Source organism: Emticicia sp., assembly GCF_043780375.1.
GTDB lineage: Bacteria > Bacteroidota > Bacteroidia > Cytophagales > Spirosomataceae > Emticicia.
In genome coordinates this window covers 14568-27330 of record NZ_JAYWCU010000005.1, presented here as the reverse complement: position 1 = coordinate 27330, position 12763 = coordinate 14568, and the positions used below count along the sequence as shown (strand labels likewise).

Below are 12763 nucleotides of genomic sequence, written 5' to 3'. Positions count from 1 at the left end.
CAAATTTCGATATGATTTCTATATCTAACAAGATGAAGTAAGATTAATACTTTTTATTCAATTTAACTAATTCAGGGTAGAACCTGAGTCGTAACAATTCTATCAATGGTTTCTAAAGGCTCATTAAATCTTTAAATTTGATTGCCTGACGGCGAGAAATTTCAATTTTTTCGATATTTGTACCTCTTTCAGGAGTTTTTAGCGTAACCAAAAGTCCACCCGAAAACCATGGTTCGATTTTATCAATCCAAGCTAAATTGATAATATGCTTACGATTGGCTCGAAAATAGATTTTAGGGTCGAGGCGTTCTTCGAGGCTATTCAATGATTTCAAAATCATTGGTTTTTGGTCGTCGAAATGCAAACGTACATAGTTACCCATTGATTCAAACAAACGAACTTTTCCAAGTTTTACAAACCAGCATTTTTCACCATCTTTCACAAATACTTGGTCTGTTTCACCCAAAAGTTTAATACCTTCTTTTCGTTCAACTTCGTGCATTTGCTCTTCTTCGACTCTTTGAATGGCCTCAGACAAACGCTGAATATCAACGGGTTTCATCAAGTAATCAAGGGCGTTAAACTCAAAGGCTTTTAGTGCATATTCATCATAAGCAGTTGTAAAAATAACCTCTGGTACTTTTCCTTCGATGGCTTCGAGTAATTGAAAACCATTTTTTCCTGGCATTTGAATATCCAAAAAAAGCAAGTCAGGAGATAGTTCATCAATCAGATTTAATGCTTCGTCGGCATTGGCAGCTTCGCCTATAATTTCAATTTTTGGAAAATTTTCTAATAAACGACGCAATTCGTTGCGTGCCAATCGTTCGTCATCAATGATGAGTGCTTTCATTATATTATTTGTGTATTGGTAAATTAATGAATTTACGAATTATTATTAACATTTATCCTTTCAATTCTGCATTTGCCAGCGTACTATTTTTATAGTCATTGTTTTTTTCTGGAATTGTAATTTCTGCACAAACGGTTAGGCTATTTTCTTGATAAATTTTAAATGAAGCCTCATTTCCATACAAAATATCTAAGCGTTGGGCTGTGTTTTTTAGACCAAAGCCACCAGATTCTGAATCAGATTCGGTACTGAAAAGCTGACCTGTATTTCGTATTTTGATATAAAGTTTATTGTCAACCAAACTTGTATTTATCTCGATGAATCCCCATCCAATAGCTTTCTGTACACCATGTTTGATTGCATTTTCGACCAAAGTTTGTAACATCATCGGCGGAACTTGAATGCCGAGCGTATCAGCATCAACAACCCATTTTGTTTGCAGTCGTTCTTCGTAGCGTACTTTTTCGAGGGCAAGATAATCTTCAATAGTGCGTAATTCTTCTTTTAAGGAAATTGTAGTACGGCGATCAGCAATGAGCGAGCTACGCAAAATATTTGATAATTGTGTAATACCTTGCTGAGCTTTGGTTGGGTCTTCTATTACCAATGCCCTAATGCTATTCAAGGCATTAAACATAAAATGAGGGTTCATTTGAGCTTTCAAAATCTTAGACTCAGTTTCTTTAATTGAAGATTTTAGTTTTAAGCCCTCTATTTCTTTTTGACCTTTTTCTTCAGAGTAATGATAAAAAAGATAAATAAGTACCCAAACCAATAATGGTTTTGCCAAATTTATGAAATATTCAATAGCTAAAATAGGCGTATCTGTGAGTAATTGTCCTGTATATTTGGCATCTAACGGAAGGTTGAGAGCAACCAAAATATCAGTCATAACAAAAATACCAACTAATACCCGAATAGCTAATTGAGAAAGCGGGTGAGAAATCCAATTATATTTTTTTACGATAAATCTGAAGGCATGAGTTAATAAAATAGCAATGACTATATTTGCAAAAGCATTGAGAATTAATTGATTTTCATAACCGTATTCTATTGTATAAACAAATATTTCGTTGCAGAAATATAAAGTCCAGCCAACAACCTGAAAAAACCAATATAGTCTATTTTTATCCATTATTCTATTTCCTACATATAAAACTATAAAAACTTTTCCAGAGATAAGTCATTTATACATCAATGGAAATATGATTCGATAAACGGAAGTATTCTTAGGCCGAAAGTAGTGTTAAATGAGTAACATCGTTGGCTATTTCGAGTTGAAAAGTTTTTTCTTTATATGAATATACGAGTTTATATAAGCAAAGGTTGGTATGCTCAAAGGCATCCATATCAGACAAGGGACGATTGAGTATATGAGTTAATAAAATTCTGATGGCTCGACCGTGCATGGCTATCAAAATAGTTTCTTCTGCTGGACGAGACAAAATAATATCAACAACTGGTTTTTGGCGAGCTACTACTTCTTCGGGAGTTTCGCCCAATGGTGCAGCAGGAATATCGGTTTTCCCTTTTCCCCAATTGGCAATTACTTCTAAGTAGAACTTGTCTTCGAGATAATTGGGAACTTTACCTTCTTTTTCTCCCCAGCTGATTTCGTTCAACCCTTCATGCTGTTCGAAAGGAGTATCAAGATTTATAAATTCTTGAACAGATTGAACCGTACGGCGAAGCTGAGAGGTATAAATTTTATTAAAAACAATATGTCGATAAGTTTCAAAAAATGCACGGGCTTGTAAAATCCCTGTTTCATTAAGGTCAGAATCTATGCCACTCCCTTGTACGATTCCCATTCGATTGAACTCAGTTTCACCGTGCCGAATTAAGTAAATTGTTTTGGTAAGCAAAATATCAGTATTTAAAATTGAAAGTCTCTAAAACAAACCTTAGTTTTAAGTTTTAAAACTAAAATTTGTCACAAAATTACAAAAACTTAGTCCACTGATTTAATCATTCGGGTGATTTTTCATAAGAATTAATTTTCATCTTATATTCAGTTAAAAATTTAATACGAATAAAATGTTTAGTAAAAATTTGGATTTCAACGCAATACGGTCTTTTGGTAATAATTCTATGGACGAGCATCTTGGAATTGAATATTTAGAAATCGGAGAAGATTATATTACAGCTCGAATGCCCATTGACCACCGAACTCAACAGCCTTTTGGTATTTTGCATGGTGGTGCATCGGTAGTTTTGGCCGAAAGTTTGGGAAGTGTGGCATCTTTTATGTGTTTAACTGACCCAACTACTCAACGTGCCGTGGGACTGGAAATTAATGCAAATCATATAAGAAGCGTGAGTAGTGGCTGGGTTTATGCCAAAGCTACACCTTTGCATATCGGACGAACTACTCATATTTGGGATATAAAAATTACATCAGAAGAAGATAAATTAGTTTGTGTAGTGCGTTTTACTGTAGCAATTATTGACGTAAAATGATTGATTATGGCTTGATTTTTGTAAGCTATTTGTCAAATTTCCCATGTTAAATATCAAATTTGAGATGAAAAAAATACTATTATTACTATTGAGCTTTATTTCTACTACACTTTTGGCACAAATAAAACAAGATACGGTCAAGGTCAAAAAAGATTCTGTACAAATCAAACAAGACACTGTTAAGTTAAAACAATTTGTTTTTGAAGATGAAAAGAACGCTAAAAATCGAAAGAAAAATAAAAAAGAAATAGAGAAAGATACTACACTGAGTTATGCTGCCGAATATAAACGAGATGTTGTGAAATTTCAATCAGGAATTCGTGGAGGATTAAGTTTTGGAAGTTTCAATCTGAAAGATGTGGCTAATGTTGTTAGGGTAACATCATCGGGCTTGCCTCAAACACCATTTATTAAAGATAATTTTCTAAATAATACCCAAGCAGTGATGGGATATTTGGGTGGCGTGTTTGTTCGTATAACACGTGGCTCATTTTATTTACAGCCAGAAGTTATTTATGCAAAAAAAGGAGGAAAGTTTGATATTTTACAATCCGATGGAAAGCTTTTCAAAAGAGTGAATGCGTCTTACACGACTGTTGATATTCCTTTAACTCTTGGTATTCGTTTTCGACAAGGACGAGTTTTTGCGGGCCCTTTAATGAGTTTTCCACTGAATTTTAACAAGGAATTAGAAGAAACTTTACAAATTTATACGGCAAACGATTTTAAGAAAGAATTATTTACTAAACCAGCCTTTGGTATTAACGCAGGAATTGGCTTTGAATTCAAACATATTTTTATTGAAGGACGTTACGAACAAGGGCTTTCAAATGCCGTAGATTACGAACTTGGCCCTTCAAGTAACCCTTCAAGGTTTCAGATGTTGCCGAGTTTATTTCAAATTACACTGGGTTTGATTCGTTGAGTCTTTTTAATTTTTTTGCATCATAAAAAACTATATCGTATGAAATTTTTATCAATTGAGCCATTTGTTCCATCAGGTAGTAATTTTGAAGGTTCTAAACAACTATTTCAAGAATTAGGTTTTAAAATCAATTGGGATGATGGAAACTTTGTAGGTTTTGAAAGAGACGGATGTAAATTCATCTTGCAGAGCTATGATAATATCGAATTTGCACAAAACTTAATGCTAAGTGTAAGGGTAAGTAATGTAGAGGAGTTTTGGAAGGATGTAACTGAAAAACAATTGCCAGAAAAATTTGGAGTCAGATTAGGGCTACCAACGAAACAACCTTATGGCAAAGAAGTCATTTTAATTGACATTGCTGGTGTTTGTTGGCATTTTATTGAATAGTAATTTATGTAAAATAATGGTACAAAAAAGGTCATCAACTAATTGATGACCTTTTTTTATGAATGCGTAATTCTACTAACTGATTTGTTGATTATCACTTGGTGAACTGCTACCAGCAGTAACAATTGGAACATTTTCTTCAGTTGGTGTATCAATCTTGTCCATGAATTCCTGATAATTTGTCAATTTTTCAAAAGGACGCTTACCAATTAAATCAACTAAGTCAGATTGATAAAGAATTTCTTTTTTTAGTAATTCCTGAGCTATTTTCTCTAACTCATCTCTTTTATCCATCAATAATTCTCTTGTACGAACATACGCACTTTGAATCAATTTTTTTACTTCTTCGTCAATGATTTTGGCTGTATCTTCAGAATATGGTTTTGTAAACGACATCTCGCCCTGACCTTTTGAATCATAAAACGAAACATTTCCGATTTTGTCATTCATACCATAAATACTAATCATGCCATAAGCACTCTTCGTAATACGCTCTAAGTCGCTCAACGCACCTGTCGAGATTTTTCCAAAAACTACATCTTCGGCAGCACGCCCACCCAAAGTCATACACATTTCGTCAAAAAGCTGCTCAGTGCGGTACAAATATTGTTCCTTTGGTAAATATTGTGCATAACCTAAAGCTGCAATTCCACGAGGTACGATACTTACTTTTACTAACGGATTGGCATGTTCTAAGAACCAACCTGCTACTGCATGACCTGCTTCGTGGTAAGCCACAATTTCTTTCTCTTCTGGCGAAATTAATTTATTTTTCTTTTCTAAACCACCAATTTCACGGTCAATAGCATCATGAAAATCTTTCATTTCGATAGATGGTTTGCCACGGCGAGCTGCCAAAAGGGCTGCTTCGTTACAAACATTGGCGATTTCAGCACCTGCAAAACCAGGTGTTTGAGCTGCCAATTTCTTTACATCAATATTGTCAGAAAGTTTCAAAGGCTTCATGTGAACCTTGAAAATTGCTTCACGACCAACTAAATCTGGCACATCAACACTGATTTGGCGGTCGAAACGACCTGGACGCATCAATGCTGGGTCTAAAACGTCTGGTCGGTTAGTGGCAGCGAGAATGATAATTCCAGCATCTGAACCAAAACCGTCCATTTCAACCAACAATGAATTTAGCGTATTTTCACGTTCGTCGTTTGCACCTGGCATTGAACCACGTCCTCGTGAGCGACCAACGGCATCTATCTCATCAATAAAGATAATACAAGGAGCTTTTTCTTTGGCTTGTTTAAACAAATCACGTACACGAGCAGCACCTACACCCACAAACATTTCAACGAAGTCTGAACCTGAAAGGGAGAAAAATGGTACGCTTGCTTCACCTGCAACGGCTTTTGCTAAAAGAGTTTTTCCTGTTCCTGGAGGGCCTACAAGTAATGCTCCCTTCGGGATTTTACCGCCTAATTCAGTGTATTTTTTTGGAGTTTTCAAGAAATCTACAATTTCTTGCAATTCTTCTTTGGCTTCTTCTAAGCCAGCAACGTCATTAAAAGTAATTTTTACTTTGCTATCGGCATCAAATAATGCGGCTCTTGACTTTCCAATGTTGAAAATTTGTCCGCCTGGACCGCCACCACCTGCCATACGGCTCATCAAAAAATACATTAAACCAAGCACAACAATAAATGGAAGCAATTGCCAAACCATATTCATCATGTCTTGTCGTTCAACGCTTTCGGGATAAAGTGTTTGGCGATAATTCTCGTCAATTTGTGGACTTTTCAAAAACTCACGGTATTCGTTCATAAAAGATTCGACCGAAACCACATCAATTTTTACATGAGGACCACCAGCATTATAACGATTATTGCCTAATTCTTTCTTGTATTCAGGTTTTTGGAGAGCATCACGAGTAAGCGTAACCTCAACGCTGCGGTTACCTTCTACTACTGCCACTTTTTCAACATCTTTTTGCAGAATCATTTGTTCGAGTTGCTTGTACTTAATAGGAGCAAGAGTTGCTTGTCTCGAAAAAAGTAAAAAGCCTATAATACCCATGATAATTGCCGCTACTATCCAACCTTGCAAGCCACCATTACTGTTGCTTGATGGTTTTCTTTTCGGAAACTCATTACTGTTGTTGTCAGCCATTTTCGTTAGTTTTTCAAAATTTAATGTAACAGTTATTTGTATAAAAATAACCTTCACAGAGTCTTGAACGCTGTAAAGGCTCAATGTTTACAACATTAATTAAACATCATTTGTTTTTCAGGCTCAGGCTCCATACTTTCGGCTATTTGCGAAATTTCGGCATCACCCCATAGAGATTCTAAATCGTAGAATTTTCGACGGTCTTTTCTGAAAACATGAACGACTACATCAATGTAGTCCAGCAAAATCCATTCCTTGTTTTGTTTACCCTCTTGGTGCCAAGGGTTTATTCTAGAGGCTTTAAAAACTTCTTCGTCAACAGAAGTTGCAATTGCATCAATTTGTGTGTCGGTGTTTCCAGAGCAAATAACAAAAAAGTCAGTTATGGAGTTTTTTACTTTTCGCAAATCCATTACTACAATATTTGCCGCTTTTTTTTCTAACATTCCCTGTACTACTAAGCGACTTAATTCATCACCAGAAAGTTCTTTAATTTCTTTCATTCAATCTTATCTTCGGTTAATTTTGTGAGCGGTTCGCTTTGTAAATAGTGACTGTACGAACATCACGAAAAAATATTTTTTAAAATACGTTTTATAAAACGCTAAATTACTGTAAAGTTGCACAATTTTCAACCCAAAACGTTATTTCTCGGCAAAAAAACGATTTATCTGCCAAGTTGTCATTCAACTAACGATATTGCCGCTGAAATAATTCAAAATAAACAAGTTTTTGATGGTACAATTGTCATAACGTCTGACCAAACCGCTGGGCGTGGACAGCGTGGAAACTCATGGGAGGCCTTGCCTGGTCAGAATATTACGGCCTCGTTTATTTTGAAACCCGCCTTTTTGAGTGCTACCGAACAGTTTAGATTAAACATTGCAATTTCGCTCGGAATCTATGAGTTTCTGAGTCAATATTTACCAAATAATTTGAAAGTTAAGTGGCCTAATGATATATACGTAGGCGACCGAAAAATGGGCGGTGTTTTAATCGAAAATACACTTTTTGGGAGTAGAATTGCCTATTCGGTCATTGGTATTGGATTGAATATCAACCAGTTAAGTTTTGCTGAAACCAATAATCGAGCAATTTCGCTTCGTTTAGCAACGCAAAATTTAGGCGAATTTGATATTGAAAAACTGATTGGCGAATTGTGCGTAAGCCTTGAAAAATATTATTTGCAACTAAAAAACGGGCATTATTCAAAGCAAAAAGAAACTTATCTTGAAATTTTGTATCGCTATCAAGAAACGCACTTTTTTAGCAAAAATGGCGAGCGTTTTTTAGGAAAAATTATAGATATCGCACCAACTGGGCATTTAATTATGTCAGTCAACGGCGAAATTGAATTCTTTGATTTTAAGGAAATATCTTTTGAAATTTGAGATCAATACCCCATTTCGGTCAAAGCAGCACGAGCTTTATTGTCTATTGAAGTTTTGTATTCGTGGCGTTTGTACGAAATTGCTTTTTCAAAATAGGTTTTTGCCTTACTTTTTTGAGCTTTTGCTTGAAAAATATAGCCCAATTGCAATGATGAACTCGCCCCAAAATGCCATTCTTGACCATCAGTTAGATTAATGGCTTGCTCAAAAAAACTAATTGCTTTGTCGTATTGCGTAAGTTTTTGGTAAATACGACCAGCTCGATAATCAAATTCGGCTTGGTCTTTGGTGTTTGTGAAATTTTTCTCCGAAAGGTTATCTACATCTTTTGCAGCCTGTTCAAAATAACCGCCATCAAACACAAGACGAAGTTTTAAGAGCGTTTTGTTGGGCAAAATATTGGTTTTTATGTAGTTTTCATAAAATTTTTGAGCAGCTTTGTCCGATTCTGCAAGGACATTTCCATTCAGGGGAATTTTTGTAAGGTAAAATCTTCCTTTTTTTTCATCGCCCGCAAGCCAGTTACATACAAACAGTTTGTAGTAGGTATCTTTCACAAAACCTTTGCCTTTAAAATTCTTTAAATAGGTTAAATAGGCAGTGCTTGCTTGGGTATAATTGTCCTTGAATAGTTGAGTTTCGGCTTTGTATAATTCAAAAATTGGGAAGTAAATGTAGGCTGCATCAGTCGGAAATTTTTTCAATAATTCTATGGCTTGTTCTGTATGGTTTTCTTTAAGCGAAACGGCAGTTGCTATCAAAAATAAATTTAAGTTATCTGATTGATTATCAATCAGTTGTAGTAATTCTGTGTTTTGTTTCTCATCAAATTTTAATACATAAGCTTGAATGAAAAACGTACAAAACTTAGATTCAAGGCCCCAAGTTTTATCTTTAGCGGCTTGTCGTAATTCGTTCATTCCTTGTTGAATATTGCCTCTAAGACCTAAGAATTTGGTTATCCATTTTTGGTTTTCTGGCACAGAGCCAAACAAAACATGCAAACATCCCAAAGACTTTTGATTGGGTAAAAAATTAGGGAATAGCTTCTGATTTTCTTCCAATAATCGGTAAGCCTGAATGACATTCCATCCTGCTTTTACTTCGTGTCCAAACCTGATTTTTAATAAAGCCCAATGTAATTTTATTTCTGCTCGCAAAAAACGATTGTAAGGAGATTTTTGCGAAATGCCTCCAGTATCCAGATTTTCAATCAATTCAAGCCTTTCATCTTCTTTTTGGAATATTTTCTCGTAAGCTACTTCATTTTCAGAATTTAATAATTCAATAACATCAACATAATTTTCTAAGTAAATTTTAAATGGACTTTGCTTTTCTTTGGCAAGTAAATCTTTTCCAGATTGAATTCTTAATTTGAAAATTTCGGAATAAGCTTTTTGAAGATTTGGCGTAAAATCGAAATCGGCAGCGTAACAATTGACTGTGAAAAATAAGTAGCAAATAATTGACGATTTAGCTTTCGTAAATTTTAAAGAGGTATGAATATTTTTTAACACAGATTATTTCAATTTTGAGGTTTTTATCACTTACGAAGACCACATAAAGAAAGATTGTAATGAAACAAAAATAGCCAAATTTTCAATATTTATTTGAAAATTTGGCTATTTTTAAGCAAAAAAATTAATTATTTTCTTGAAATCTCAATGGCATCTACATCTGCCAAGATACGCCCGCAATGTTCACAAACGATGATTTTTTTCTTGTCTTTAATATCAGCCTGGCGTTGTGGTGGAACGATGTTGAAACATCCACCGCATGCACCACGCTTTACCATAACGATTGCCAAGCCATTTTCGGCATTGTTACGAATACGGTTGTAAGCATTTACCAAACGCTCTTCAACATTTGCTGCAGCTTTATCTCTTCCAACAGAAAGTTTCTTTTCGTCTTCTTGACTTTCGGCAACCAATACATCCAATTCTTTGCGTTTGGTTTCGAGGTCTTTCTTACGATTGGCCATCGAAGTTTCAACGTCCGAAATTTCAGTATTTTTGTTTTTTATCTTAAATTCAGTTTCCTTGATACGCTTGTCAGCCAACTGAATTTCGAGTTCTTGAAGCTCTAATTCTTTAGAAATAGCATCATATTCACGATTATTGCGAACATTCATCTGCTGGTCTTTGTATTTCTGAATTAGTTTTTCGGCATCTTTTTTATTCATTCGGTAAGCATTCACTTCCGAATCTAAGATGTCAATTTCTTTTTTGAATTTACCAATACGAGTTTCAAAACCGATAACTTCATCTTCCAAATCACGAACTTCGTCAGGTAAATCGCCACGTAATTTTCTTAACTCGTCTAATTGAGAATCAATTGTTTGAAGTTTAAGCAGTGTTTCTAATTTTTGTGCAACTGTTAATTCCATAATATCTATTATCGTCTTGATTTATTCTTAAAAACTCCATTTTAATAATAATAATTTACTGGATTTGTGGGTGTTACCGACAAATGGACTGCAAAGTTAAACATTTTTTTGCAAATATAATCTTTCAACAATTCTTTTGTGAATTGTTCTGATTCATAATGCCCAATATCGGCAATAATAATGCGTTTATCGGCATCAAAAAACTCATGATATTTGTAATCGGATGTAATAAAAATATCGGCGTTTTGAGCGATAGCGTCATTTAACAAGAAGCCACCAGCTCCGCCACAGACTGCTACTTTTTTGATTGATTTACTTAATAGATTTGTATGACGAATGACCGAAACACTCATTTTTTGTTTCAAATATTGCAAAAAATCTTTTTCAGACAAAGCTTCCGCAAGTTCGCCAATTGCTCCAGAGCCAACTTCTTGATTTTGATTTTCTAATAAAATAATGTCGTGTGCCACTTCTTCATAGATATGTGTTCGATACATTGCAGCCAAAACTCTATTTTTGATATAGGCAGGAAAAATTACTTCAACCCGATTTTCATTTACTTTTTCTTGCATATTTGGTGAACCTATAGTCGGATTTGCCTGTGCATTTGGTCTGAAACTACCAGTACCTTCCCCCCGAAAACTCACGTGACTATAATTGCCAATCACACCAGCACCAGCTTCGTGAAGAGCATTTAAAACCGTCTGCGTATTTTCGATTGGCACAAAAACTATCAACTTCATCAATACCTGATTTTTAGGGGCGAGGATTTTAACTTGCTGTAAATCAAGTAGTTGTGCAATTTTGAAATTGACGCCACCACTCACATTATCAAGATTAGTATGTGTTACATAAATAGCAATATCGTTTTTTATTGCTTTGATAACTGTTCGCTCAACATAGTTTTTACCATTGAGTTTTTTTATTCCTTTGAAAATAATCGGATGATGTGCTACTATTAAATTACAACCTTTTGCAATGGCTTCATCAATCACCTCTTCGGTCGAATCAAGTGTTACTAAAATTCCAGTAATTTCGGTGTTTGTGTTGCCAATAATTAAGCCTGCATTGTCATAACTTTCTTGATAAGCCAAAGGGGCGAAGTCTTCGAGATGGTTGCATATTTCATTTATTGTCATTGGATTTTCATAATGTATTTTCAAAACAATTTTTTTTCTAAGAAATAATCTATAAAAACAACATTGTCTTCATAGATTATTCATAAGTTTGATACTCGTAAAATTACGGCAAAAGTTTAGCTCTACAATACAATTTCAATCATATTCAACCTTAATTTTTTGTAAAAACATTTTATAATAATGAAAAAACTCATCTATATTTTATTCATAACCTATTGCTGGTCAGCTGTTTTTGCCCAAAAGAAAGTAGATAAAGAAGAATGGCAATCGCTTTTCAATGGAAAAGATTTGACAGGCTGGGACTTGAAAATTGCTGGACATGAAATGAATGATAATTATAAAAACACATTTTTGGTAGAAGATAAGATGATGCGAGTAAATTATAGAGAATACCAAAATTTTGATGCAAAATATGGTCATATCTACTATAAAACGCCGTTTTCGCATTATAGAGTACGTTTTGAATATCGTTTTCAAGGAAATCAAGTGCCAGGCGGAGCAACTTGGAATGTGAGAAATAGCGGAATCATGCTTCATTCGCAATCGGCAGCGAGTAATGGCAAAGACCAAGATTTTCCAGTTTCGCTTGAAATGCAATTATTAGGTGGACTCGGAACAGGTAAACGTACCACAGGAAACATTTGTACGCCAGGGACGATTGTAGACATGAATGGAAAGTTGCAAAAGGCACATTGCATCGATTCAGATTCAAAAACGTATGACGGAGATCAATGGGTAAAAGCAGAAGCAATAGTTGTGGGTAGTAAGGTGGTTTATCATTTAATAGAAGGAGATACTGTTTTGACTTTTCAAAATCCTAAAATTGGGGGTGGTTTTTTGGGTAAACCCTACGATTTTGCTATTGATAAAGTAAAAGATGGCGAAGCATGGGCAAAAAAAGATGGGACACTGCTGAAAGAAGGGTACATTGCTATGCAAGCTGAAAGTCATGCAATTGATTTCAAAAATATTGAATTGTTAAATTTAAAAGGCTGCATGGATAAAAAAGCACTTAATTTTAAATCCTATTATTTAGAGCCTGATAATTCACTTTGTAGATACCGAAAAAAATAGTCAATAGAGGCAGTACATAGTCGA

Annotated in this window: 13 protein-coding genes; 5 read left to right on the top strand and 8 right to left on the bottom strand. The window is 34.8% G+C overall.

The window, feature by feature from the left end; genetic code table 11:
* Positions 1-112: 112 nt before the first annotated feature.
* The 3 genes from ACH2CJ_RS00600 to ACH2CJ_RS00590 all read right to left on the bottom strand — a co-directional run bounded on the left by ACH2CJ_RS00600 (position 113) and on the right by ACH2CJ_RS00590 (position 2718).
* Positions 113-853 (bottom strand): LytR/AlgR family response regulator transcription factor, encoded by a 741-nt coding sequence (locus ACH2CJ_RS00600; RefSeq protein WP_394990124.1) that lies wholly within the window; start codon positions 851-853, stop codon positions 113-115.
* A 52-nt stretch (positions 854-905) separates the two neighbouring features.
* Complete coding sequence (locus ACH2CJ_RS00595; RefSeq protein ID WP_394990123.1) at positions 906-1988, bottom strand: sensor histidine kinase; 1083 nt, start codon at positions 1986-1988, stop codon at positions 906-908.
* Positions 1989-2082: 94 nt separating this feature from the next.
* Positions 2083-2718, bottom strand: a complete 636-nt coding sequence (locus ACH2CJ_RS00590; protein WP_394990122.1) for a histidine phosphatase family protein — start codon at positions 2716-2718, stop codon at positions 2083-2085.
* A 172-nt stretch (positions 2719-2890) separates the two neighbouring features.
* On the opposite strand from ACH2CJ_RS00590, the gene ACH2CJ_RS00585 reads away from it, so the two are divergent.
* The 3 genes from ACH2CJ_RS00585 (at position 2891) to ACH2CJ_RS00575 (ending at position 4628) form a co-directional block, all read left to right on the top strand.
* Positions 2891-3313 (top strand): hotdog fold thioesterase, encoded by a 423-nt coding sequence (locus tag ACH2CJ_RS00585; protein WP_394990121.1) that lies wholly within the window; start codon positions 2891-2893, stop codon positions 3311-3313.
* Between the two features lie 64 nt (positions 3314-3377).
* Positions 3378-4238 (top strand): porin family protein, encoded by an 861-nt coding sequence (locus ACH2CJ_RS00580; protein WP_394990120.1) that lies wholly within the window; start codon positions 3378-3380, stop codon positions 4236-4238.
* A 39-nt stretch (positions 4239-4277) separates the two neighbouring features.
* Positions 4278-4628: a hypothetical protein gene (locus tag ACH2CJ_RS00575; RefSeq protein ID WP_394990119.1), complete on the top strand. Its 351-nt coding sequence runs from the start codon at positions 4278-4280 to the stop codon at positions 4626-4628.
* 75 nt (positions 4629-4703) lie between these two features.
* Here ACH2CJ_RS00575 and ftsH read toward each other — a convergent pair whose 3' ends face one another.
* Both ftsH and rsfS read right to left on the bottom strand, forming a co-directional pair.
* Positions 4704-6749 (bottom strand): ATP-dependent zinc metalloprotease FtsH, encoded by a 2046-nt coding sequence (ftsH, locus tag ACH2CJ_RS00570; RefSeq protein WP_394990118.1) that lies wholly within the window; start codon positions 6747-6749, stop codon positions 4704-4706.
* 95 nt (positions 6750-6844) lie between these two features.
* A complete protein-coding gene (gene rsfS / locus ACH2CJ_RS00565) occupies positions 6845-7252 on the bottom strand; it encodes a ribosome silencing factor (protein WP_394990117.1) in 408 nt (135 codons plus the stop codon).
* 117 nt (positions 7253-7369) lie between these two features.
* Here rsfS and ACH2CJ_RS00560 point away from each other — a divergent pair, with 117 nt between their 5' ends.
* Entirely contained in the window at positions 7370-8140 is a 771-nt protein-coding gene (locus ACH2CJ_RS00560; RefSeq protein ID WP_394990116.1) for a biotin--[acetyl-CoA-carboxylase] ligase, read from the top strand.
* Positions 8141-8142: 2 nt separating this feature from the next.
* Here the strand turns inward: ACH2CJ_RS00560 and ACH2CJ_RS00555 are convergent, their stop codons facing one another.
* From ACH2CJ_RS00555 to ACH2CJ_RS00545, 3 genes are all read right to left on the bottom strand, one after another.
* On the bottom strand, positions 8143-9657 hold the full coding sequence (locus ACH2CJ_RS00555; protein WP_394990115.1) for a tetratricopeptide repeat protein: 1515 nt from the start codon (positions 9655-9657) through the stop codon (positions 8143-8145).
* A 128-nt stretch (positions 9658-9785) separates the two neighbouring features.
* The gene (locus tag ACH2CJ_RS00550; RefSeq protein WP_394990114.1) at positions 9786-10526 is read right to left on the bottom strand and encodes a zinc ribbon domain-containing protein; all 741 of its coding nucleotides are present in this window, start codon (positions 10524-10526) and stop codon (positions 9786-9788) included.
* Positions 10527-10567: 41 nt separating this feature from the next.
* Entirely contained in the window at positions 10568-11665 is a 1098-nt protein-coding gene (locus ACH2CJ_RS00545; RefSeq protein WP_394990113.1) for a Nif3-like dinuclear metal center hexameric protein, read from the bottom strand.
* Positions 11666-11845: 180 nt separating this feature from the next.
* Here ACH2CJ_RS00545 and ACH2CJ_RS00540 point away from each other — a divergent pair, with 180 nt between their 5' ends.
* Positions 11846-12739, top strand: coding sequence for a DUF1080 domain-containing protein (locus ACH2CJ_RS00540; RefSeq protein ID WP_394990112.1), 894 nt, complete (start codon positions 11846-11848; stop codon positions 12737-12739).
* Positions 12740-12763 lie beyond the last annotated feature (24 nt).